Consider the following 22,150-nt stretch of genomic DNA (forward strand, 5'->3'; position numbering starts at 1 on the left):
CGGCGTGACTCAACACGCCTGCTCCCGTGGACCTTGCCGCCTTGCGCCGCAAGTATTCGAGCATCACGACGTGATGACACCGCGTGCGCTGGAAGTCTTCATTCACGAGAACCGCCTACCAATTCCGGTCGCGGTGGACGAGCCGGTGCCGGGCCATCCGCTGCCGCGCACCATGCGGCACTATGCGCTGAAAGGCACACCGAGCCTGCTGCTGTTCGGCCGCGACGGGGAACTGCGCCTGAATCATTTTGGCGCGCTGGACGATATGCTGGTGGGCCGCCTGATCGGGCAGCTGATGGCCGAGGCAGGGCCAGCGCATTAAGGCTTTTGCTTGCGCGCTGCCAGGGCGACTGTAGGTGGCACCAGCGCTTCGTAGAGCTGGCCAGTCGCGGCATCCCAGGCCGCGACTGCGTCCTGCTGACGCTTCACCGTCGCCATATCCCCGCGCGCTATCGGCCCGCTCAGGGCCGGCGCAGCGCCGAGACGGAACACATTCGCCATCGACTCCATGGCCAGCGGACGCGCCAGCTCGCGCGCCACGTCTTCCGGAATTCCTGCGGCCTGATAGGCACGCAAGGCGGCGTCCAGCACCGTCACGAGGTAATTGCTGGCGAAGACTGCCGCGGCGTGATACACCGTTTTGGCCGACGCATCGATCGGCACGACGCGCGCGCCGATGGCCGCCAGCGCGGGCTGCAGCACCGTCAGTGCCTGCGCATCGCCTTCCACACCGCAGAACGTGCCGTCGAAGGCCGCAGCGACCGCCTCCACATCAGCAAAGCTGCGGATCGGATGCACGCTGGCGACATGCGCGCCGGCGGCGCGTGCAGGCTGCAGCTTGTCCGAGGCCAGCGCACCGCTGCAATGGAATACAACCGCGCCGCGCAAAGGCACGGCGGCGGCCAGCATGGTGCAGGCGCGTGCAATCTGGTCATCCGGTACGGTCAGCATGTAGACGTCGGCAGGCGTCAGCGCGCCGTAGTGATTGAGCGCGTGGCCGGCGCCGATAAAGGCTGCTGCGTCGCGTGCGGAATCCGCGGAACGGCCGACGACATGGTTTACCTTGAAGCCGGCGCGCGTATGCAGCAGGCGGCCCAGCACACGGCCGACATGTCCGCCGCCAATCACGGTCAGGCTGCGCATCAGAATCTCGAACCTGGCTGCTTAAGAAACTCGACTTCCTCCGGCGTCGACTCGCGGCCAAGGATGGCGTTCCGGTGCGGGAAGCGGCCGAAGCGGCGAATCACTTCCAGGTGACGCCTGGCGTAATCGAGATTGTTCGCAAAAGCCGGCGCATCGGCAGCCAGCATGGTGAATAAATCGACGCAGCGGATCTGCACCGACAGATTCTCCGCATGCTCGAACGGCATGAACGAAAACGCGCGCTGCACGGCGGGCAAGGTCTGGTTGGCGCCCGAATCGTCAAGCGCCCTGGCCGCTTCGAGCGCCAGCGCGTCGCCAGCGAAAGCCTTGGCGGTGCCGCGATAGATATTGCGGGTGAACTGATCCAGCACAATGATCCGGGCCAGCGTGCCTTGCGTACCCTCGTCGTCCCATTGGCGCAGGCCGCCGGACAGGGCATCTTCGACCACGCCGCCGAACTGGCTGAAGATCAGCTGATCGAAGGCGTCATCCTTGCGGAACCACTCCGCGCGCTGCATATTGTGGCCCTTCACGCCAATCGGCAGGAACCAGAAATCCAGTACATCCTGAGCATTGATAAGCAAGCGAATCTCCTAGTTGCGGGCGTGCGTGACGCTGAAGCCGTCGATACCTTCGAAGTGCAGCATCTCGGCCGCCAGCTTGGACAGCGGCGCGCCGCTGCGCTTGCTCAACGCCAGCGCCACGAATTTCCAATCCTGCTTGCCGTCCACCATGCTGATGGTCAGCGAGCCGCCGGCAATCTGGTAACCGCGCGCCAGCGCCATCTCATGCAGCGCCTGTTCCTGCGGCTCGTAGCCCACCTTGAAGCGCATGGAAATGGCAATCGCATGGCGCGACGGCAGCCAGGCTTCGAGCCGGGTCAGGAAAATCATCGCCGCCGCGCTCAATGCGGCCAGGCCCATGGCGCCGAGATAGAAGCCGACACCGACCATGATGCCGATAACGGAAGACGCCCAGATCGACGCCGCCGTCGTCAGGCCACTGATATTGAAGCCTTCGCGCATGATCACGCCCGCGCCAAGGAAGCCGATACCGGTCACGATGCCCTGGATCACCCGGGTCGGGTCCGTACCCACCAGTTCCGTCATATGGCCGCCAAACCATTGCGTCGGATAGCCGCAGATCACGGTCAGCGTGGCCGAGGCCATGCAAACCAGCCCGTAGGTGCGCATGCCGGCCGCGCGGCCATGATATGAACGCTCGTAGCCAACCAGCAGGCCAAGCGCGAGCGCACCCAGGAGGTTCAACAGGATCAGCCCGTTGGTCGCCAATTCGCTGGACGACCAGTAAGCACTCAAGAATTCAATCGTTGGCATGGCGATTCTTTATTTTCCGGTTTTCTTGACCAACTGCTTTTCGAACGCCACATCCAGCTTGCTGACGCGCTTTGCTTTCTGCGGTCCCTGTGCGTTGACAAAGGCGACGAAGTCGTCCAGCTCCATCGGTGGGTTCAGCGGCTGGCTGTCCGGCGACTCGGATAGCAGGAAGTGGCCGGCGCCGGTGATCGTCATCGAATAGCCCTGGTTGCCGCTGCGTTCTTTCAAGCGGGCCAGCGCGTTGGAGGCTTTGGTAGAGCGTGCGCTCATATTTCTTTTGTCCTTTCTTCCAGCCAGGCCAGCGCATCACCGTTGATCAGGGGACTCACGCGCTCACGCACCGTGGCGTGGTAAGCGTTCAGCCACGCGATTTCGTCTTCACGCAGCAGCGCGCGGTCAATGCAGCGCGTGTCGATCGGACACAGGGTCAGTGTTTCGAAGCGCAGGAACTCGCCGAATTCCGACGTCCCGGCGGGCACGTTCAGCACCAGGTTTTCAATGCGGATGCCCCACTTGCCGGGGCGGTACACGCCAGGCTCGTTGGAGGTGATCATGCCGGGCTCCATGGCCGTATGCGCTTCCGGCGGGGTGGACGGCGAGATCGATTGCGGGCCTTCGTGCACGTTCAGGAAGTAGCCGACACCGTGTCCCGTGCCGTGACCGAAGTCGACTCCGGCCGCCCACAGCGGCGCCCGGGCGATGGAATCCAGCATGGGCGATTTGCAGCCACGCGGGAAATGCGCAACAGAGAGCGCGATCATGCCTTTCAGGACCAGCGTGAAGTCGCGCTTCTGTTCCGGCGTGATAGCGCCGACGCCGACCACGCGCGTCACGTCCGTGGTGCCGCCAACGTACTGGCCGCCGGAGTCGATCAGCAGCAGCCCATCGCCTTCGATTGCGGCGCATCCGGATTCGCTGGCACGGTAATGCATGATGGCGCCGTTGGCGCGAAAACCCGCAATGGTGCCGAAACTCGGGCTCACGAAACCGGGGCGGCGCTTGCGGAAGGACAGCAGGTGCTCGCCGACCTCATACTCATTCAGCTTTTCGCGTCGGGCCAGCGCGCCCTCCAGCCAGCAGAAGAACTCGGACAGCGCAGCGCCATCCTGCTCCATCGTGGCGCGGACATGGTCGGCTTCAACCTCGGTCTTGCGCGATTTGGCGAACGTGGTCGGATTCACGGCTTCAATCACGCGTACGCCCTGCGGCACGGCCTGGCGCGTGCCGTAAGTGATGCGGCGCGGGTCCAGCAGCAGCACGGCGTTCTGCGGCAGCGCGCTCAATGCGTCGGCGGCGCCAGCATAAGGACGGACGACAATGCCGTCAGCAGCCAGCTCGCCCGCCAGGTCGGCGCTGATCTTGCCGTCGGCGACAAATAGCGTGGCTTGCTGCGCATCGATCACGGCGTGCGACAGGAAAATCGGATTGAAATGCACATCCGAGCCGCGCAGATTGAACAGCCAGGCGATATCGTCCAGCGTCGAAATCAGATGGTGACTGGCGCCGGCCCGCGCCATTTCAGCACGCAATTCCGCCAGCTTGGTGCCGCGGCCTTTCGGCGCGTATGGCGGCAGATGTTCGTAGACCGGCTCCGTGGGCAGGCCTGGACGCTGGGTCCAGACTTCATCCAGCACATCCAGATCCGTGCGCAGCTTGACGCCTTTCGTCTCCAGCGCGGCCTGCAACAGGCGTGCAATGGATAAGCCTAGCACCGCGCCATCCACCGCTACAATCTGCCCTTCACGCATGGTCGCAGCCAGCCAGTCGATGTACTGCACGCTTGCGCCCGAGGTGATCTTCATGAGCTGCACGCCAGTGCCGGCCAGCTCGAACTCGGCCTGCGTCCAGTAGCGCCCATCGGTCCACACGCCTGCGAAATCGGCAGTGATGATAAAAGTGCCCACCGAACCGGTGAAATTGGACAGCCACTCGCGCCCCTTAAAGCGCGGCGGCAGATATTCGGAGAGGTGCGGATCGGCCGACGGCACCATCAGCGCGTCGACGCCATGGCGCTGCATGGCCTGCCGCAAAGCAGACAGGCGCGCCGGTACTGGATTGATCGAGTCTTTCATAGCGCGATGATACCGCGTATTAGGCTTCGAAGCGGCGCAGGCCTTCGAGGTCGAGGATGCGGATGCCGCCATAGTCCACGCGCACCAGGCCTTCGCGTTCAAGCACTTGCAGGGCCTGGTTGGCGCGCTGGCGCGAGGAACCGGACAGCAGGCCGATTTCTTCCTGCGAAATATGCACCAGGCGCTCAATGCCGGGGTAGAGGTGGCTATTGAAAAGCGAGGCCAGACAACGGGCCACGCGCGTGTCCGGGTCCAGCAAACGTTCGTTTTCCACCATGCCGATGAACTGTCCCAGCCTTTCATTGAGCTGCATCAACAGGAACCGGGTGAAAGGCAGGCTATTCTCCAGCAGGTGATGGAAGGTCGCGGCCGGCATGCGGGCGATGCGGCTGTCGCGCAAGGTCATGGCGTCGTATTTGCGGTGCTCATCCTTCAGCAGCGACCCTTCGCCGAACCAGCCGCCAGGCGGCACGCCGGTGAATGTAACGCTTTTCCCCGAGGGCGAGAAATTGTTCATCTTGACCATGCCGGAGATGATGCCGATCCAGTTATCCACCACTTCGCCCTTATGGCAGACGAAGCCGCCTTTAGGGATGAATACTTCATATGTGGTGGCTTCCACCAGCGCCATTTGCTCAGCTGTAAGAGTGCTGGCCCAGAGGGCGGCGTGCAGTGCTTCCTTCAGGCTGGGAGATTCCTGTTTCATTGTTGCGGCGCACCATCAAAATTCGTCGAATTGTCTTCGAAAAGACAACTTTGCCTAGATTCGCACGCTAATATCATCACACAAATTGCGGCCCCCACCCAAACAATGAGGATGCCTCTGTCTCGGCAGAGGACCAAGGAGACAACGGTGCAGCATGAGATGACTACTTTTCCGCGCTACTTGATTGAGCACGGAAAAAATAGGCCCAATAAGCCCGCCTTCCGCGAGAAGTATCTCGGCATCTGGCAGACCTGGAACTGGTCGCAAGTGAACGAGGAAATCCGCGCACTGGCATGCGGTTTGGCTGCACTGGGCTTCCAGCGCGGCATGAACCTGGCCATCATCGGCGACAACCGTCCCCGCCTGTATTGGGCAATGCTAGCAGCACAGTGCCTGGGTGGCGTGCCCGTTCCGCTGTACCAGGATGCGCCGGCGGCCGACATGTCCTTCGTGCTGGAAAACGCCGAAATTCAATACGCCATCGTCGAAGATCAGGAGCAGGTGGACAAGCTGCTGGAACTGATCGACTGCTGCCCCGCCATCGCCCACATCGCATACGAAGACGAGCGGGGCATGCGCAATTACACCCACAAGGAACTAATCTCTTACGCGAAATTACAAGAGCTGGGACGTGCTTACGACAAGCAAAACCCGGCCTTCTACGAGAGCGCCATCGCCACAGGCATGGAATGCGATAACGCGATCATTCTTTACACGTCAGGTACTACGGGGAAACCTAAGGGAGTGTGCCAGACGCACAAGGCCTTGATCGCAGCCGCCAACGGCGGCATTGGCTTCGACAAGCTGACCGACGAAGAGAACGTACTCTCCTACCTGCCGATGGCATGGGTAGGCGACTGCCTGTTCTCCTTCGCACAAGCCATGGTCGCGGGGTTCACAGTGAACTGCCCGGAATCGAGCGATACCGTTACGACGGATATGCGCGAGATCGGCCCCTCCTATTACTTTGCGCCCCCGCGCATCTTCGAAAACATGCTGACTCAGGTGATGATCCGCATGGAAGACGCGGGGACCATCAAGCGCAAGATGTTCCATCACTATATGGACGTTGCGCGGCGCTGCGGCGCTGATATCCTCGACGGCAAACCGGTAGCGATGTCCGACCGTGTCGAATATGCCATCGGCGATGTGCTGGTGTATGGTCCGCTGAAGAATGTGCTCGGCCTGTCGCGCGTGCGCGTGGCTTACACGGCGGGTGCGGCGATCGGTCCGGACCTGTTCAAGTTCTACCGCTCGATTGGCGTGAACCTGAAGCAGTTCTACGGCTCCACCGAAACCTGCGCCTACATCTGCTTCCAGCCGGACGGCAAGATCAAGTTCGACAGCGTGGGTCCGCCAGCGCCGGGCGTGGAAGTGAAGCTGGCCGCCAACGGTGAAGTGCTGGTGAAGTCGCCGACCATGATGGACTGCTATTACAAGCGTCCGGACGCGACCTGTGAAGCCATCGACGACGATGGCTATTTCCACACCGGCGATGCCGGCTTCTTCGACAACGATGGCCACCTGAAAATCATCGACCGCGCGGCCGACGTCGGCAAGATGAACAGCGGCGCCATGTTCGCGCCCAACTACATTGAGAACAAGCTGAAGTTCTTCCCTTTCATCAAAGAGGCGGTCAGCTTCGGCAACCAGCGCGATACCGTGTGCGCCTTCATCAATATCGATATGGAGGCTGTGGGTAACTGGGCCGAACGGCGCGGTATTGCCTACTCGGGCTACACCGACCTGGCGGCCAACAAACAGGTTTATGAACTGGTCAGGGAATGCGTCGAGAAGGTCAACGCAGACCTGGCTGGTGAAGCCCTGATGGGCGACACGCAAATCCACCGTTTCCTCGTGCTGCACAAGGAAATGGACCCGGACGATGATGAACTGACCCGCACGCGCAAAGTGCGGCGCCGCTTCATTGCCGACAAATACGCCGTGCTGATTGAAGCACTGTACGACAGCAAGCCTTCGCAATACGTCGAAACCCAGGTCAAGTTCGAGGACGGACGCACTGGCGTCGTATCCGCCGACCTGCAGATCTGGAACAGCAAGACCTTCCCTGTCGTGACCCGGCAGGCCGCATGAGCGAGGCCATTATGCAGATGAATGAACCGGATGCGATTGTGGACGCAGGGCGCAACGTCGGCCCGGTGATCCTGGATCTGCAGAATATTTCGCTGTCCTTCGGCGGCGTGAAAGCGCTCACAAATATCTCGTTCAATGTGAAGGAACACGAGATCCGCGCCATTATCGGCCCCAACGGCGCCGGTAAAAGCTCGATGCTGAACGTGATCAATGGGGTCTACCGCCCGCAGCAGGGCCAGATCATCTACCGCGGCGAACAGCGCAAGAATATGGACTGCTACCAGGCCGCAAAATCCGGCATCGCCCGCACCTTCCAGAACATTGCCCTGTTCAAGGGCATGACGGTGCTGGACAACATCATGACCGGCCGTAACCTCAAGATCAAATCGAACTTCCTGATGCAGACCCTGTACTGGGGACCGGCGCGGCGCGAGGAAATCGAACACCGCATGAAATGCGAAGAGATCATCGACTTCCTCGAAATCCAGCATATCCGCAAGACGCCGGTGGGCCGCCTGCCGTATGGTCTGCAAAAGCGCGTGGAACTGGGCCGTGCATTGGCCGCCGAGCCGCAGATCCTGCTGCTGGACGAGCCGATGGCCGGCATGAACGTGGAAGAAAAGCAGGACATGTGCCGTTTCATCCTCGACGTGAACGAGCAGTTCGGCACCACCATTGTGTTGATCGAGCACGATATGGGCGTGGTGATGGATATCTCGGACCGCGTGGTGGTGCTGGACTACGGCAAGAAGATCGGCGACGGCACTCCGGATGAAGTCCGCACCAACCAGGACGTGATCAACGCTTACCTCGGCACGGCGCACTGATATGAACATCAATTTCTTCTTCGAAGTGCTGATCGGCGGCCTGCTGTCCGGCGTGATGTATGCGCTGGTGGCGATTGGCTTTGTCCTGATCTACAAGGCTTCCGGCGTATTCAACTTCGCCCAGGGCGCCATGGTGTTCTTTGCCGCGCTGACCTGCGTCGGCTTCATGGACAAGTTCGGCATGCCGCTGTGGCTGGCGATTCCCGCCACGATTGTGGCGATGGTCATTCTGGGCTTCGTGATCGAACGCGTGGTGCTGCGGCCCCTGGTGAACCAGCCGGAAATCACGCTGTTCATGGCCACCATCGGCCTTGCCTTCTTCATCGAAGGCCTGGCACAGCTGATCTGGGGCTCGCAGGTGCACAAGCTGGATGTACCGATTGAAGACGTGCCGATGCAGTTCCTGATGGATAAGTTCAACATCATCGTATCCCAGTTCGATGTGACCGCGGCGGCCATCTGCGCCATCATGGTCACCATCCTCGCCCTGCTGTTCGCCAAGACCAAGGTCGGACGCGCCCTGCGCGCGGTGGCGGACGATCACCAGGCCGCGCTGGCTGTCGGCATACCGCTACAACGGATCTGGGGCATCCTGTGGGCGGTGGCGGGCATGGTGGCGCTGGTGGCAGGCCTGCTGTGGGGTGCGCGCAATGGTGTGCAGTTCGCGTTGACCTTCATCGCGCTGAAGGCGCTGCCGGTGCTGATCCTGGGCGGATTTACGTCGATTCCGGGCGCGATTGTCGGTGGCCTGATCATCGGCGCTTCCGAAAAGCTGGCGGAGGTGTATATCGGTCCGATGGTGGGCGGCGGCATCGAGGGCTGGTTCCCTTATGTGCTGGCCCTGCTCTTCCTGCTGGTGCGGCCTGAAGGCCTGTTCGGCGAAAAAATCATCCGGAGGATCTGAGCGATGTTCTACCGTGAAGCAGGACAATTCAAGACCAGCTACGAGACGGACGGCCAGATCCTGCCGATCCGCCAGGACCGCATGGCGCTGATGGTGACGCTGGGCGTGGCGCTGCTGGTGCTGCCTTTCGTGTCCTCGCCCTACGTCCTGTCTGCGATCCTGATTCCTTTCCTGATCTTTTCGCTGGCGGCCCTGGGCCTCAATATCCTGACTGGCTATGCGGGACAGCTGTCGCTGGGGACGGCTGCCTTCATGGCGGTCGGTGCCTTCGCGTCGTATAACTTCGTGCTGCGCATTCCCGGCATTCCGGTGCTGCTGGCCTTCGTGCTGGGTGGCCTGAGCGCCGCGCTGGTCGGCATGGCGTTCGGCCTGCCTTCGTTGCGCATCCGTGGCTTCTATCTGGCCGCCGCCACGCTGGCAACGCAGTTCTTCGTGGTGTGGTGCCTGACCAAGATCGGCTGGCTGACCAATTACAGCTCGTCCGGCGTGATTACCGCGCAGAAGATGGAAATCCTGGGCTATACCTTTGAGACGCCGGAGAGCAAATACCTGCTGGTGCTGGTAATTGTGGCCATCATGGCCCTGCTGGCGAAAAATATGATCCGCTCCAATGTCGGCCGCTCATGGATGGCCGTGCGCGATATGGACGTGGCGGCCGAAGTGATCGGCTTCCGCCTGATGCGCACCAAGCTGCTGGCCTTTGCCGTCAGCTCCTTCTACTGCGGCGTGGCCGGCGCCCTGTACGCTTTCGCCTACCTCGGCACGGTGGAACCGGAGGCCTACAACCTGGAGCTCTCCTTCCGCATCCTGTTCATGATCATCATTGGCGGCGTGGGTTCCGTGCTGGGGTCCTTCCTCGGCGCGGCCTTCATCGTGTTGCTGCCGGTGTTCCTGAACGTGCTGGCGCACGGTCTGGCCTTGCCAACCACCGTCGCATCCAATCTCGAACTCATGGTATTCGGCGCTTTGATTATTTTCTTCCTGATCGTGGAACCTCACGGTCTGGCGCGTTTGTGGCAAATCGGTAAAGAGAAACTTCGCCTGTGGCCTTTCCCGCACTGAGCGATCCATAACTATTCATGGAGACACATAAATGAAGATGAAATCTCTGGTACTCGGCATCGCAACCGCTTGCAGCATCGTCACCAGCAGCGCCTGGGCTCAGCCCACCGAGCAGTTTGTTGCCTTGCCTTCCTACCGAGTGGGTCCTTATGCAGCGGGCGGTTCCGGTTTTTATGGCGGTATGATCGATTACTTCAACCTGGTCAATGCCAATGGCGGCGTGAACGGCGTGAAGATCTCGTGGGAAGAATGCGAAACTGAATACAACCCGTCACGCGGCGTGGAGTGCTATGAGCGCCTGAAGACCAAGAACGGTGGCGCCACCGGCGTCGAGACACTGTCCACCGGTATCGCTTACGGCATCCTGGACCGCCTGCCGGCCGACAAGGTGCCCATGACCACCCTGGGCTACGGCCGTTCGGATGCAGCGAACGGCAAGGTGTTCCCGTATGTGTTCCCGCTGGTGTCCAACTACTGGAGCCAGGCGGCGGCCATGATCAAATACCTGGGCGACAAGCACGGGGGCATGCAGAACCTGAAGGGCAAGAAGATCGTGCACCTGTACCACGACTCGGCCTTCGGCAAGGAACCCTTGCCAGTGCTGGAAGCGCTGTCCAAGGAATACGGTTTTGAACTGATCAAGATCCCCGTCGCACCACCGGGCAGCGAGCAGCAATCGCAATGGCTGCAGATCCGCCAGGCCAATCCTGACCACGTAATCCTGTGGGGCTGGGGTGTGATGAACTCCGTCGCCATCAAGACGGCGCAGCGCAACGGCTTCCCGCGCGACAAAATGCTGGGCGTTTGGTGGGCCGGTTCGGAAGAAGACACCGTACCTTCGGGCGAGGCTGCCAAGGGCTATACGGCCATGACGTTCAACACGCCGGGCAATTACCCGCTGCTGGACGATTTGAGGAAGAAGGTTTACGCGGCCGGCAAGGGCAACCTGGCCGACCAGTCGCGCATCGGATCGGTGTACCACATGCGCGGCCTGACCGCGGGCGTGATGTATGTGGAAGCAATGCGTGCCGCGCAGGAGAAATTCGGCAAAGGAAAGCCGGTCTCGGGAGAGCAGTTGCGCTGGGGGTTTGAGAATTTGAACGTGGATGAGGCCCGCCAGAAGGCCCTCGGCGTGTTCAATATGTTCCCTCCTGTGAAAACCAGCTGTGATGACCATGAAGGCTCGGGTGCCGTGAAGGTGCAGCAGTGGGATGGCAAGAAGTGGGTCGCGATAACTCCGAATTGGGTGATCGGCGATAAAGCGCTGGTACGCAAGCTGACCGATGAGTCGTCGGCCAAGTACGCAGCCGAGAAGAAAATTACTCCGGCCTGTCTGAAGTCATGAGCACACTGCACCCAGCAACCGCTGCGACGGCCCCTCAGGCCGCCGCAGCGCCGCAGCCCTACCTGTCGGTGAACAATATCGAGGTGATCTACGACCACGTGATCCTCGTGCTGAAAGGCGTTTCGCTGCAAGTCCCGCAGGGCAAGATCGTCGCCCTGCTGGGCGCCAACGGCGCGGGCAAATCGACCACGCTGAAGACCATTTCGACCTTGCTGCGCAATGAACGCGGCGATGTGACCAAGGGCGAGGTGCTGTTCAAGGGCGAACGCATCGACCAGCTCACGCCAAATGAGCTGGTACGGCGCGGCCTGTCGCAGGTGATGGAAGGACGGCACTGCTTCGGCCACCTGACCATCGAAGAAAACCTGCTGACCGGCGCCTTCACCCGCAACGAATCGCGCGCCGCCTTGCGCGATTCGCTGGAAAAGGTCTATCACTACTTCCCGCGCTTGAAAACGCGCCGCAGCAGCCAGGCCGGCTATACCTCCGGTGGCGAGCAGCAGATGTGCGCCATCGGACGGGCGCTGATGGCCAAGCCTTCCATGATTTTGCTGGACGAACCTTCGATGGGCATCGCGCCGCAGATCGTCGAAGAGATCTTCGGCATCGTGAAAGACCTGAACGTGAAGGAGAACGTGTCCTTCCTGCTGGCCGAGCAGAACACCATGGTGGCGCTGCGCTACGCGGATTTCGGCTACATCCTGGAGAACGGCCGCGTGGTGATGGAAGGCGAAGCTTCGGAGCTGGCGAACAACGAAGACGTGAAGGAATTCTATCTGGGCATGTCCGGCGCAGGCCGCAAGAGCTTCCGGGACATGAAGTTTTACCGCCGCCGCAAACGCTGGCTGGCCTGATCAAGAGACGCATGAATATCAAGCAAGCGAAGGAATTCTGCCGGTGCCTGCCCGGCGCAACGGAAGACATCAAATGGGTGGATCACCTTGTGTTCTCGGTCGGCGGCAAGATGTTTGCCGTCACCGATGTGGACGCGAAGGCTACCAGCATCCGGTTCAAGGTCGATGACGACCGCTTCCTGGAGCTGACGGATCGCCCGGGCATCATCCCCGCGCCCTATCTGGCGAAATCGCGCTGGATAAAGGTGGAAGACATCAAATCGCTGAACGACGCGGAAGCAAAAGAGCTGCTGCAGCGCGCGCACGAGCTGATATTCGCAAAACTGACCAAGAAACTGCAAAGAGAAATCGAAGGAGCCGCATGATGGCCGACACCCTCGACAGCCTGGAAACCCGCGCCCCTGAACAGCGCGAACGTGAGCTGATGGCACGCCTGCCGCAGCTGGTGGCGCATGCGAAGTCGGCACCGGGATGGTCGCGCATTCTTGCCGGCGTCGACGCAGCGGCCGTCACCAGCCGTGAAGCACTGGCCAGGCTGCCGGTCACGCGCAAGTCGGACCTGAAAGGCTTGCAGCATATGGCGCCGCCCTTTGGTGGACTCACCAGCACCGAACCGCGCCAGCTCGGACGCATCTTCATGTCGCCCGGCCCCATTTTCGACCCTGAAGGACGCGGCAGCGACTGGTGGCGCTTTGCGCGTCCCATGTACGCAGCGGGCGTGCGTGCGGGCGGGCTGCTGCAGAACTGCTTCTCGTATCACTTCACCCCGGCTGCCTTCATGGTGGAAGGCGGTGCAGCGCGCATCGGCTGCACGGTGATTCCTGCCGGTACCGGACAGACGGAGCTGCAGGTGCAGGCGATGTCCGAGCTGAAGCCTGATACTTATGTTGGCACACCGTCCTTCCTGAAGATCATCATCGAGAAAGCGCAGGAAACCGGCGCCGATATTGGCAGCGTGAAGCGCGCCATTGTCAGCGCGGAGGCCTTGCCGGAGTCGCTGCGCCAGTGGTTTGCCGCACATGGCGTGCAGGACGTGGTGCAGACTTACGGCTCCGCCGATGTAGGTAACATCGCCTACGAAACCAAGAGTAACGGCAAGGTCAATCCCGGCCTGGTACTGGACGAGGAAGTGATCCTGGAAATCGTGCGCCCCGGCTCAGGCGAGCCCGTAGCACCGGGCGAAGTGGGCGAAGTCGTGGTGACCGTCTTCAATCCCGACTACCCGCTGGTGCGCTTCGCAACGGGCGATCTGTCTGCCGTGCTGACCGGCGCAGCGCCTTCGCCTTGCGGCCGCACCAACACGCGCATCAAGGGCTGGATGGGCCGCGCGGACCAGACGACCAAGATTCGCGCCATGTTCGTGCATCCCTCGCAGGTGCACGAGATCACGCGCCGCCATCCACAGGTGCTGAAAGCGCGCCTTGTGGTATCAGGAAAAATCGCCGATGAAGTCATGACCCTGCACTGCGAAGTCGCCGATCCCGCAGCGCACAATGCGGCGCCGGACATCATCGCCAGTATCCGCGAGGTCACCAAATTGCGCGGCGAAGTGCAATTCGCGACGCATGGCAGCCTGCCAAATGACGGCAAGATCATCGACGATGTGCGCGATTACAGTTGAATAACGCAGAGATAACGCGGCCTGTGGCGTAAAACCAACTTATCCTGCGACAGCTGGGCAGATGGCGGATAATGAAAGCCATTCATCACCCAGTCGTTAAGTAGGCAGATTATGCAAGAGTTCCATCACAATCGCGCCCGCGCGCTGATCGAAAACGCGGAAGAGATCTTTGACAAGGAAGCCGTGCAAGCATCCGTGCGCCGCATGGCCGACTCCCTGAACGAACGCTTCGGCGATCCCGCCAGACAGGAGTTCCCGCTGGTGCTTGGCGTGATGGGCGGCGCTGTTGTGTTCACCGGCAGCCTGCTGCCGCAACTGACCTTCCCGCTCGAATTCGATTACATCCACGTGAGCCGTTATGGCGACGACGACCAGGGCGGCAAGGTGGTGTGGAAGGTCGTGCCGCGTCCCACCGTGTCCGGCCGCACCGTGATCGTGCTGGACGATATCCTGGACGAAGGCGAAACCCTGGCACACGTGAAAGCGCGCCTGCTGGAGATGGGCGCCAAGGAAGTGATCATCGCCGTCTTCGCGGACAAGAACATCGGCAAGATCAAGCCGGTGAAGGCCGACCTGGTCGGTCTGACTATTCCGAACCGCTTCGTGGTCGGTTTCGGCATGGACGTCTACGGCTACTGGCGCAACCTGCCGGGCCTTTGGGCGATCCGCGCCGAGGATCTGAACACCCGCTAAGCGGGCAGGCGAATCACGGCGTTCAAGCCGCCTTCGGGATGGTTGGCGAGCATCAGCTTGCCGCCATGTCCTTCAATGATGCCGCTGGCGATGCCCAGCCCTAAGCCCATGCCGGCGCCATTGCGCTCGCGGCCGTGGTCCAGGCGCACGTATGGCTCCAACAGACTGGCGACCGCATCTTCCGGCACACCCGGACCGTGGTCGCGCACCGCGATCTCCGTCCACTCCTCACTGGCGCACACGCTGATCTCGGCGCGCTCGCCGTAGAACAGGGCGTTATCGAGCAGGTTGCCAATGGCACGCTTCAGCGCCAGCGGTTTGCCACGTACGGTGATGCCGCTTGCCTCATACGCCACGCTATGGCCAGCCAGCTCCGCGCTGCGCACCAGGCGGCGTATCAGCGTATCCAGCTTCACCTCGGCCGGATTCTCGTGGATATCGCTGTCCTTCACACATTGCAGCGCGCCTTTCACCATCACGTCCAGCTCATCGAGGTCTTCTTCGAAGTCGTTGCGCAGTGCATCGTCATCCAGCAGCTCGGCGCGCAGCTTCAGGCGGGTGATGGGCGTGCGCAGATCGTGCGAGATGGAGATGAACAATCGTTCGCGGTCCTTGATGTAGCGGGCAATCCGCTCGCGCATGGCGCCGAAGGCACGCGCCGTGTTGACGAATTCGCGGCTGCCCGTTTCCGGCAGCGCCGGCGCATTTTCATCCTTGCCGAAAGCCTCCGCCGCATCGGACAGCGCCGCCAGCGGGCGTGTAATCGAGCGCACCATCAGGAAGGACAGCAGCAATACGACCGCCAGCGACGCACCCTGCACTACCAGGCGGTCCGGCGACAGCGGGTCATTCGAATTCAGGAAGTACGGGTTAGGCATCAGCGTGGCGAGATAGAGCCAGTTACCCGGTTCGAGTTCGGTCTGAATGACGACGATGGGTGCGGGATCGGGCTTCAGCAGCAGGATGTGGCGCACCCACGCTTCCGGCAGATCGCCGACATGGATGCCGTCCGGCGACACCACCAGCTGATCTGGCCAGGCAAAGGCCAGGCGCGGCTTGGTTTCGCCCGGCAGATCGTTGCGCAGCCTCGCGTCCAATGCAGTCAGCGCCGTTTGTGCCAGTGCCTGCGGTGCGATTTCCCGTACCGTCACTTCAGCGCGATTCAGCGCGACATAGAAGCGTGTGCCGCCCATTTCGCGGAACTGCTGGATCAGCAGGCTGCGGTAGCTGGGCGGCAGGCTTTTGAAGAAGCGGATCGAACTGGCCGCGCCCTGCCCCAGATACTGCGCGGCTGACTTCACGTCCGCTTCCGTCTTGGCGCGCAGCTGCGTGGCCCAGATCACGCTGGCCACGATCTGCGCCAGCAGCAGCCCCGCCACCATCACGAGCGACAAGCGGGCCAGCAGCGATTGCGGCCAGAATCTACGCATGGGTGACATCGACCGTGGCCGAGAACACATACCCCGCGCCGCGCACGGTCTTGATCAGCATGGGCTGCTTGCCGTCGTCGTTCAGGCGCAGACGCAGGCGGCTGATTTGCACGTCCAGCGAGCGGTCCAGCGGGCCGGAATCGCGGCCGCGCGTCTCTTCGCACAGCAGGCTGCGATCCAGAATCGTGCCCGGATGTTCCACGAAATACTTCAGCAACTGGAAGTCCAGCCCCGTCAGTTGCACCGGCGCGCCTTCGCTGTCCACCACGGTGCGCTCCAGCAGGTCCAGCGTGAAGCCGTTGAAGTGATAGGAACGCACCGAGGCCGCAGGCTCATTGGATGCGCGGCGCAGAATGGCCTTGATGCGCGCCAGCAGTTCACGCGGGCTGTATGGTTTCGCGATGTAATCGTCCGCACCAAGCTCCAGTCCCACCACACGGTCGGTTTCATCGGAACTGGCGGTCAGCATGATGATCGGCAGATTGGAGCGCTTGCGCACGATGCGGCACAGCGCAAAGCCGTCGGTATCGGGCAGCATCACATCCAGGATCACCATCGACAGCTGCTCGGCATGTGTGTGCAGCTCGGCCAGGAAGCTCTCACCGTTGTGGGCGAGAATCACTTCGTACTGGTTCTTTTCAAGATAAGTCTTGAGCAGCAGGCGGGTTTTCTGGTCGTCGTCAACAATGAGTATCTTGCGTGCCATGATCAGATCCTTATTTGTGCGAGCGGATGTTCAGCGTGCGCAGAATGCCGCCGAGGCGGCGCTGCGTGTCGGCGGGCGTGACGCTGTCGTCCATGTAGTAGCGGTGCAGTTCGGCGATGATGGCATCGCGGCTTTCTTCGTCGGCGGCCATGCGGTGCACGAGGCTGGGCGCCTGCGCGGATGCACCGCGCGCAAAGCTGCGCCAGGATGAGCGCGCGCAGCTGTCCATGGCGGCCGGATTAGCGTCGCGGCGCACCGGCACCGAACCCTTTGCGGCGTGGTATTGCAGCTGCGCGGCTTGCGTTACGGCGACTTTGGCCAGCTTTTCCTGCGCGGGCTGGTGGGCGTAATCGTTGACGAACATCGACAGCGTATCGACGCTGTAGAGATGGTACTTGTCGGTACCCGGCATGGCTGCACAGCCGAATTCGACATCGGTAGCCAGCCCCATTTCATTCAGCTCCGCCTTGGCCCAGTCGCCCATGACGAACATGGCCGCCTCGCTGCGTGCGAAACGTTTCGCAGCCTCGGTCCATGGCTGCTCGTCGGCCGGGTTCAGCATCCAGGCCTTCATCGCGCGAAGGCGAAGCAGCGCCTCGGCAAGACGCGGATCGTTCGCTGCCTGCGGGCTGCGGCGCACGAACAGCTCGCGATAAAATTCCGGGCCGCCGGAAGCCAGTACGAGGTTTTCAAACAATGTGGCAACCTGCCAGGGCTCACTGCTTTGTACCAGCGGCGCCACGCCTGCTGCACGCAGCCGGTGAGCGGCCTGCTCGAATTCTTTCCAGCTCGCGGGCGGCACGAGATTCAGGCGTGCGAACAGTTTGCGATTGTAGAAAAGTGTATTGATGCGATGGATACCGAGCGGCGCAGCGACCACGTGGCCGCGATGCTGAACCAGATCGCGCACGGTGGGGAACAGCACATTGCTCCAGTTGCCGGCATTCGCCACGCTATCCAGCTCCAGCAGCAATCCCAGCTCGGCCCACTCGCCGATGGAAACGCCGATGATCTGCGTGGCGTCCGGCGCATCGCCCGCCAGCACGCGGCTGCGCAGCACCTTGCCGGCGCCGAGGCCCGCCCCACCGGGAATGGCCGCATCCTGCCACGTGACACCTTCATCGGCCAGGCGTGCAGCCAGCACGTTGGCGCCATGGCGCTCGCTGGCCGAAGTCCACCAATGCAGCACTTGCAGCGATGGCGTAGTCACCGCCTGGCTTGAAGGCGATACCACGATAAAAGAAAAAGCGAGCAACCGCGCCAGCCGCGCGATCTGCAAACGCCGGTTGGTCCTTGGCACCCGCTACTCCAGCAGATAACGATCTGCTAATTCTATCTCCATGACGTCATCTTGTGGCCTTTCACGGCATAGAACAGGATCATTGCGTAGCATGGCAGCAGCACCCAGTACGCCGCTTGTGAACTGGACAGATCAGACAAGTGCCCGTAAATCATCGGCAGCAGCGCACCACCCGCGATGCCCATGATGAGCAAAGCCGAGCCGCTGGCGGTGTATTTGCCCAAGCCATTCAGCGCCAGGGGCCAGATTGCAGGCCACACCAGCGCATTCGCGAAGCCCAGCATGGCGAGAAACATCACAGTGTCCGGCACTGCCGGCACGCCTGCCCAGCCCAGCATGGCGCTCGACAGCGCGCTGCCCGCCGAGGAGGCTTGCGTCACGCCGAACGAGAATACCATGCCGCACAGCGCGGACAGCAGCAGCGCGTGCTTTTGCGACAGCCAGCGCGGCACCGCAACGATGCCGACCACATAGCCCGCCATCATGAAGGCCATGGTGTAAGACGTGAGCACGCCGAAATTCTCCACACGCAGGCTACGGCCATACAGGCCAATCGTGTCGCCGGCAATCACTTCCACGCCGACGTAGACGAACAGCGCCAGCGCGCCCAGCACCAGCTGGGGAAATTGCAGCACGCCCCAATGCGAGCCCGAATGGCCGCCCACTTCCGCCTCTTCCGGAATTTCGCGCAACGGCGAGAAGCGCACCACGACCGCGATGGCGAACAGGCCCGCGGCCATTGCGGCATAAGGAAACTCCAGCCGCTGACCCAGCTCGCTGCGCAGCGCAGCGCTGGCCGCCGCATCCAGTGTGGCCAGCGCCGCATCGGAATAGCGGCTGATACCCGACAGCATCATGCTGCTGAAGGCCAGCGGCACCAGCACGCCCGCCGTCTTGTTGAAGAAGCCCATGATGCTGATGCGCATGGCCGCGCTCTCGCGTGCGCCGATGCAGACAATGTAGGGATTGATGGCTGTCTGCATCAAGGTCATGCCGCTGGCCAGTGTGAACAGCGCCAGCAGGAACAGGCTATACCAGCTGCTGCGCGCGGCCGGAATAAACAGCAGTGCGCCCAGGCCCATGATCGCCAGGCCAAGCGACATACCATTCTTGTATCCCACGCGCCGCAGCACGGCGGCGGAAGGCAACGCCATCAGGGTGTAGGCGATGTAGAAAGCGAACGTGACCCACAGCGACTGAAAGTTATTCAGATTGCAGACGATTTTGAGGAAGGGAATCAGCGATCCGTTCAGCCATGTAGCGCAACCGAGAATGAAAAACATGAGGCCAACGAAAAGCATGGCCACCACTACGTTACCGGCTGGAGAAGCGGCCGGCACGGCCAGCTTGAGAGTCTGATCTTTGTGCATGTGAATCCGTGGAGCGAGGAAGGAGAAGCCTCCCCCGCCACCGGGGGAGGCTGTGCAGCGGTACTGCGTATCAGAACTTGGCGCGCAGGCCGATGCTGTAACGCGCACCGTTTTCGTACACGCCGACCGGCAGGCCGTCCGTGGTATTGGTGCGGATTACTTCATTGCCGATATTGACGGCCGTGGCGAACAGACTGATTTGCGGCGTGATGTCGTAGTTCGCCGTCGCGTCCCACTGGCCGTAGGCGCTGGTCACGTCCTGGCCACCTTCGTCCAGACCACCATAGGATTTGGAGCGGTAGTTGTACGAGACGCGGAAGCTGTAGCGGTTCTTCTCGTAGTACGCGCTGGCGTTCAGCTGGTTGCGCGAGTTGCCGATCACATTCAGCTTGCGGCCGCCCGCCACCGCGCCGGTCTTGGCATCGGTGAAGGTGTAGTTCACGATAGTACCGAAGCCCGTGTTGCCGAAGGCTTGCTGCCATTGCAGTTCCAGTCCGTTCACTTTGGCGCCGTTGTCGGCATTGTGCGGCCGGGTCACCGGACGCTGCACGCCGGCCACGTTCTCCATCGCGGTCGAAGTGTAGATGAAGGTGTCCAGCTGCTTGGTGAACAGGGTAGCGGACAGCAGCGACGCATCAGCGAAATACCATTCCGCGCCAATCTCGAACTGGTTGGCATGATAAGGCTTCAGCAGCGGATTACCTGCGGTGGCAGCGTTCGTGGTGCCGCTGACTTCCGTACTTGCGCTCAGATCGCTGAAGGTGTTACGCGCCATGACACGCGAAGCGGCAGCGCGCACCAGCAAATCCTTGCGCAGGTCGTACACCACGTTCACGTTGGGCAGGAACTCGGAATAGCTGCGCGGCACTTCGCCCAGCACGTAATTGCCGTTGCCGCTCAGGTCCTGGTACGCCTCGGAAGTCTGCTTGGTGTGCACGAAGCGTCCACCGACATCGCCGCGGAATTTGTCGTAGGCGAAGTCGGCGCGCACATAGGCCGCAGCGATCTTCTCCTGGATGCGGTAATACTCGCCCTTTGCTTCCGCATACGACATCGCCTTGTCGTACATGGTGAAGCCTTTGCTCGCGGCCAGGCCGTCATCCACCCAGGCGAACTGGGTCAGCGAGCCCGCCGTGGCGGCGGCCTGGCTGATCATCGGCGATGGACCAGTGGACAAGTCAGCCAGCGAATACGAGATCCAGCCTGGGCTACCCGGACCGGCAGTGCCGATGGTGCGATGATTCTGCACGGTGTTGTCGCGGTATTTCACACCGACCTTGATGGCCTTGATGAAGGCGTTGTCGAGATCGAAGGTCAGGTCGGCCTGGCCGTAGTTCTCCTTGCTCTCCATGCGGCGAATCCAGTCGCGCGCACTCTGCAAGGTCAGCTTGGTGGGGTCGAGCGGATTCATGTCGAGGTACTTCACCTCGTAGGTGTCCGGTGCGATATTGATGGTGGCGCGCGTATTCCCGGTGAACCAGAAATTGCGGTCATGCAGGCTGCCGCCCGCGCCGGACGTGGTGCCGGCCTGCGCGTGCAGCTTCCAGCCATTGCCGTCGTAGGTGCCGTCGAAGTCCAGCACTTTGGATTTCACATAAGCCTGGCGGTAAATCGGCTCGAACGATACACCAGTGGTTGGGCCGACAGTGCCGCCGACCACGGCCTTGGTGCCATCGCCGGTGGTGATGAAGCGCGGATCGGTAATGTGGATCGTGTTGGTGGAATCCGCCAGGCCACCGATTTGCCACAGGTAGTTCTGGTTGTTGTTATCCATGTCCATATAGGAATGGAGGTAGTGCACGGACACATCGGATTCCGGCGTCGGGCGCAGCTGCAGCGTGAGATCCTCGGTGGTGCGCTTGCGGTCCTGGCGGAAGATTGGCGTACCACCGCCCCAGGAAGCGTATGCGTTCGGCGTCGCGACGCCATGCTGGTCGACGATGGCGTACTTGGTGGCGTCGGTGAAGTCCTCCAGGCCGTCGCGGCGCATGGTACGCTCCTGGCGGCTCAGAGCCAGCAATACGCCCAGAGTCTTGCTCTCATTGATCCAGTTGGCCAGGCCCGATACCTGCGGGTCGGTTTTCTTCGGCAGGTCGCTATAGGTTGCTTCGACAGAGGCCTGCAAAGTCAGCGGCTTCTTGAACTGAAGCGGTTTGCGGGTCTTCACGATCACCAGGCCACCGATACTGCCTTCGTCCAGATCTGCCGATGGGCTCTTGTAGACATCCAGGCTGCCCACCAGTTCGGACGGCAGAATGTCGTAGTTGAAGCCGCGGCTTTGCGAGTCGTTCTTCCACCAGTAAGCGGAGGCGACGGACTGGCCGTTCAGCTGCGTCATGTTGAGGTTCTTGTCCGTGCCGCGCACGAAGATATCGCGGCCTTCACCCCAGGTGCGGTCGACCGAAATGCCGGGCACGCGCTGCAGGGAATCGGCTACGTTCTTATCCGGGAATTTGCCCAGGTCCTCGGCGGTAACGGTATCGACCACGTTCAGCGCATCGCGCTTTTCCGCCAGGTTCTTCTTGAGCGTTTCCTTGATGCCGCGAACTTCCACCGTCTGCAGCGCATCGTCGCCTTCCGCGGCGTGTGCGCCATGCAGCGCGAGCGTGCCAAGCACCACAGCGATCAGCTGCGGCAAGCGTTTTTTCCTAAGCAGTGCCTCACTCATTTGCGTACCCTTGTCGTT

The 22,150-nt window shown here is 61.6% G+C and carries 21 protein-coding genes; 10 read left to right on the forward strand and 11 right to left on the reverse strand.

The genetic code is table 11. The features are described from left to right. The first annotated feature begins 4 nt into the window (after positions 1-4). A complete protein-coding gene (locus AB4Z19_RS22780; RefSeq protein WP_442036086.1) occupies positions 5-322 on the forward strand; it encodes a TlpA family protein disulfide reductase in 318 nt (105 codons plus the stop codon). On the opposite strand, the gene AB4Z19_RS22785 is transcribed toward AB4Z19_RS22780, so the two are convergent. Genes AB4Z19_RS22785 through AB4Z19_RS22810 form a run of 6 tightly spaced genes read right to left on the reverse strand, consistent with a single transcriptional unit; the run spans position 319 to position 5,258 of the window. Then, positions 319-1,143, reverse strand: a complete 825-nt coding sequence (locus AB4Z19_RS22785) for a Rossmann-like and DUF2520 domain-containing protein (RefSeq protein WP_442023284.1) — start codon at positions 1,141-1,143, stop codon at positions 319-321. The two genes, AB4Z19_RS22780 and AB4Z19_RS22785, sit on opposite strands and share 4 nt — an antisense overlap. Beyond that, positions 1,143-1,727, reverse strand: a complete 585-nt coding sequence (locus tag AB4Z19_RS22790; RefSeq protein ID WP_442023282.1) for a DUF924 family protein — start codon at positions 1,725-1,727, stop codon at positions 1,143-1,145. Before AB4Z19_RS22790 ends, AB4Z19_RS22785 begins: the two co-directional genes overlap by 1 nt. 9 nt (positions 1,728-1,736) lie before the next feature. After that, the gene (locus tag AB4Z19_RS22795) at positions 1,737-2,480 is read right to left on the reverse strand and encodes an MgtC/SapB family protein (protein ID WP_442023280.1); all 744 of its coding nucleotides are present in this window, start codon (positions 2,478-2,480) and stop codon (positions 1,737-1,739) included. Positions 2,481-2,489: 9 nt separating this feature from the next. Beyond that, the gene (locus tag AB4Z19_RS22800) at positions 2,490-2,750 is read right to left on the reverse strand and encodes a hypothetical protein (RefSeq protein WP_442023279.1); all 261 of its coding nucleotides are present in this window, start codon (positions 2,748-2,750) and stop codon (positions 2,490-2,492) included. Further along, complete coding sequence (locus AB4Z19_RS22805; protein ID WP_442036088.1) at positions 2,747-4,552, reverse strand: aminopeptidase P family protein; 1,806 nt, start codon at positions 4,550-4,552, stop codon at positions 2,747-2,749. Before AB4Z19_RS22805 ends, AB4Z19_RS22800 begins: the two co-directional genes overlap by 4 nt. A gap of 19 nt (positions 4,553-4,571) precedes the next feature. After that, on the reverse strand, positions 4,572-5,258 hold the full coding sequence (locus tag AB4Z19_RS22810) for a Crp/Fnr family transcriptional regulator (protein ID WP_442023276.1): 687 nt from the start codon (positions 5,256-5,258) through the stop codon (positions 4,572-4,574). A 159-nt stretch (positions 5,259-5,417) separates the two neighbouring features. Here AB4Z19_RS22810 and AB4Z19_RS22815 point away from each other — a divergent pair, with 159 nt between their 5' ends. The 9 genes from AB4Z19_RS22815 to AB4Z19_RS22855 all read left to right on the forward strand — a co-directional run bounded on the left by AB4Z19_RS22815 (position 5,418) and on the right by AB4Z19_RS22855 (position 14,658). After that, positions 5,418-7,352 carry an AMP-dependent synthetase/ligase gene (locus AB4Z19_RS22815; RefSeq protein ID WP_442023274.1) on the forward strand — a complete coding sequence of 645 codons (1,935 nt, stop codon included), beginning with the start codon at positions 5,418-5,420 and terminating at the stop codon, positions 7,350-7,352. After that, positions 7,349-8,179 (forward strand): ABC transporter ATP-binding protein, encoded by an 831-nt coding sequence (locus AB4Z19_RS22820; RefSeq protein ID WP_442023272.1) that lies wholly within the window; start codon positions 7,349-7,351, stop codon positions 8,177-8,179. Before AB4Z19_RS22815 ends, AB4Z19_RS22820 begins: the two co-directional genes overlap by 4 nt. 7 nt (positions 8,180-8,186) lie before the next feature. Further along, positions 8,187-9,083, forward strand: a complete 897-nt coding sequence (locus tag AB4Z19_RS22825) for a branched-chain amino acid ABC transporter permease (protein ID WP_442023289.1) — start codon at positions 8,187-8,189, stop codon at positions 9,081-9,083. A 3-nt stretch (positions 9,084-9,086) separates the two neighbouring features. Beyond that, positions 9,087-10,145 (forward strand): branched-chain amino acid ABC transporter permease, encoded by a 1,059-nt coding sequence (locus AB4Z19_RS22830; protein WP_442036090.1) that lies wholly within the window; start codon positions 9,087-9,089, stop codon positions 10,143-10,145. 31 nt (positions 10,146-10,176) lie between these two features. After that, positions 10,177-11,490: an ABC transporter substrate-binding protein gene (locus AB4Z19_RS22835; protein ID WP_442036092.1), complete on the forward strand. Its 1,314-nt coding sequence runs from the start codon at positions 10,177-10,179 to the stop codon at positions 11,488-11,490. Beyond that, positions 11,487-12,344, forward strand: coding sequence for an ABC transporter ATP-binding protein (locus AB4Z19_RS22840; RefSeq protein WP_442023267.1), 858 nt, complete (start codon positions 11,487-11,489; stop codon positions 12,342-12,344). Before AB4Z19_RS22835 ends, AB4Z19_RS22840 begins: the two co-directional genes overlap by 4 nt. An 11-nt stretch (positions 12,345-12,355) precedes the next feature. Continuing rightward, positions 12,356-12,709 carry an MmcQ/YjbR family DNA-binding protein gene (locus AB4Z19_RS22845; protein WP_442023265.1) on the forward strand — a complete coding sequence of 118 codons (354 nt, stop codon included), beginning with the start codon at positions 12,356-12,358 and terminating at the stop codon, positions 12,707-12,709. Beyond that, positions 12,709-13,965 (forward strand): phenylacetate--CoA ligase family protein, encoded by a 1,257-nt coding sequence (locus AB4Z19_RS22850; RefSeq protein ID WP_442023287.1) that lies wholly within the window; start codon positions 12,709-12,711, stop codon positions 13,963-13,965. Before AB4Z19_RS22845 ends, AB4Z19_RS22850 begins: the two co-directional genes overlap by 1 nt. Before the next feature lie 111 nt (positions 13,966-14,076). Beyond that, on the forward strand, positions 14,077-14,658 hold the full coding sequence (locus tag AB4Z19_RS22855; RefSeq protein WP_442023263.1) for a hypoxanthine-guanine phosphoribosyltransferase: 582 nt from the start codon (positions 14,077-14,079) through the stop codon (positions 14,656-14,658). On the opposite strand, the gene AB4Z19_RS22860 is transcribed toward AB4Z19_RS22855, so the two are convergent. The 5 genes from AB4Z19_RS22860 to AB4Z19_RS22880 form a co-directional block, all read right to left on the reverse strand. Further along, entirely contained in the window at positions 14,655-16,088 is a 1,434-nt protein-coding gene (locus AB4Z19_RS22860; protein WP_442036094.1) for an ATP-binding protein, read from the reverse strand. The two genes, AB4Z19_RS22855 and AB4Z19_RS22860, sit on opposite strands and share 4 nt — an antisense overlap. Continuing rightward, positions 16,081-16,794 carry a response regulator gene (locus AB4Z19_RS22865; RefSeq protein ID WP_442036096.1) on the reverse strand — a complete coding sequence of 238 codons (714 nt, stop codon included), beginning with the start codon at positions 16,792-16,794 and terminating at the stop codon, positions 16,081-16,083. Before AB4Z19_RS22865 ends, AB4Z19_RS22860 begins: the two co-directional genes overlap by 8 nt. 10 nt (positions 16,795-16,804) lie before the next feature. Continuing rightward, positions 16,805-18,094, reverse strand: coding sequence for an ABC transporter substrate-binding protein (locus AB4Z19_RS22870; protein ID WP_442029291.1), 1,290 nt, complete (start codon positions 18,092-18,094; stop codon positions 16,805-16,807). A gap of 32 nt (positions 18,095-18,126) precedes the next feature. Beyond that, the gene (gluP, locus tag AB4Z19_RS22875; RefSeq protein ID WP_442036098.1) at positions 18,127-19,464 is read right to left on the reverse strand and encodes a glucose/galactose MFS transporter; all 1,338 of its coding nucleotides are present in this window, start codon (positions 19,462-19,464) and stop codon (positions 18,127-18,129) included. A gap of 70 nt (positions 19,465-19,534) precedes the next feature. Beyond that, complete coding sequence (locus tag AB4Z19_RS22880) at positions 19,535-22,102, reverse strand: TonB-dependent receptor (protein WP_442036100.1); 2,568 nt, start codon at positions 22,100-22,102, stop codon at positions 19,535-19,537. Positions 22,103-22,150: the final 48 nt, after the last annotated feature.

The sequence above is a fragment of the Pseudoduganella sp. RAF19 genome, assembly GCF_052114165.1.
Classification (GTDB): Bacteria; Pseudomonadota; Gammaproteobacteria; order Burkholderiales; family Burkholderiaceae_D; genus Rugamonas.

Coding starts and splice junctions, on each gene's coding strand:
- AB4Z19_RS22785 (WP_442023284.1), bottom strand. CDS start 1,143: ATGCGCAGCCTGACCGTGATTGGCGGCGGACATGTCGGCCGTGTGCTG.
- AB4Z19_RS22795 (WP_442023280.1), bottom strand. CDS start 2,480: ATGCCAACGATTGAATTCTTGAGTGCTTACTGGTCGTCCAGCGAATTG.
- AB4Z19_RS22800 (WP_442023279.1), bottom strand. CDS start 2,750: ATGAGCGCACGCTCTACCAAAGCCTCCAACGCGCTGGCCCGCTTGAAA.
- AB4Z19_RS22805 (WP_442036088.1), bottom strand. CDS start 4,552: ATGAAAGACTCGATCAATCCAGTACCGGCGCGCCTGTCTGCTTTGCGG.
- AB4Z19_RS22810 (WP_442023276.1), bottom strand. CDS start 5,258: ATGAAACAGGAATCTCCCAGCCTGAAGGAAGCACTGCACGCCGCCCTC.
- AB4Z19_RS22815 (WP_442023274.1), top strand. CDS start 5,418: ATGACTACTTTTCCGCGCTACTTGATTGAGCACGGAAAAAATAGGCCC.
- AB4Z19_RS22820 (WP_442023272.1), top strand. CDS start 7,349: ATGAGCGAGGCCATTATGCAGATGAATGAACCGGATGCGATTGTGGAC.
- AB4Z19_RS22830 (WP_442036090.1), top strand. CDS start 9,087: ATGTTCTACCGTGAAGCAGGACAATTCAAGACCAGCTACGAGACGGAC.
- AB4Z19_RS22835 (WP_442036092.1), top strand. CDS start 10,177: ATGAAGATGAAATCTCTGGTACTCGGCATCGCAACCGCTTGCAGCATC.
- AB4Z19_RS22840 (WP_442023267.1), top strand. CDS start 11,487: ATGAGCACACTGCACCCAGCAACCGCTGCGACGGCCCCTCAGGCCGCC.
- AB4Z19_RS22845 (WP_442023265.1), top strand. CDS start 12,356: ATGAATATCAAGCAAGCGAAGGAATTCTGCCGGTGCCTGCCCGGCGCA.
- AB4Z19_RS22850 (WP_442023287.1), top strand. CDS start 12,709: ATGGCCGACACCCTCGACAGCCTGGAAACCCGCGCCCCTGAACAGCGC.
- AB4Z19_RS22855 (WP_442023263.1), top strand. CDS start 14,077: ATGCAAGAGTTCCATCACAATCGCGCCCGCGCGCTGATCGAAAACGCG.
- AB4Z19_RS22860 (WP_442036094.1), bottom strand. CDS start 16,088: ATGCGTAGATTCTGGCCGCAATCGCTGCTGGCCCGCTTGTCGCTCGTG.
- AB4Z19_RS22865 (WP_442036096.1), bottom strand. CDS start 16,794: ATGGCACGCAAGATACTCATTGTTGACGACGACCAGAAAACCCGCCTG.
- gluP (WP_442036098.1), bottom strand. CDS start 19,464: ATGCACAAAGATCAGACTCTCAAGCTGGCCGTGCCGGCCGCTTCTCCA.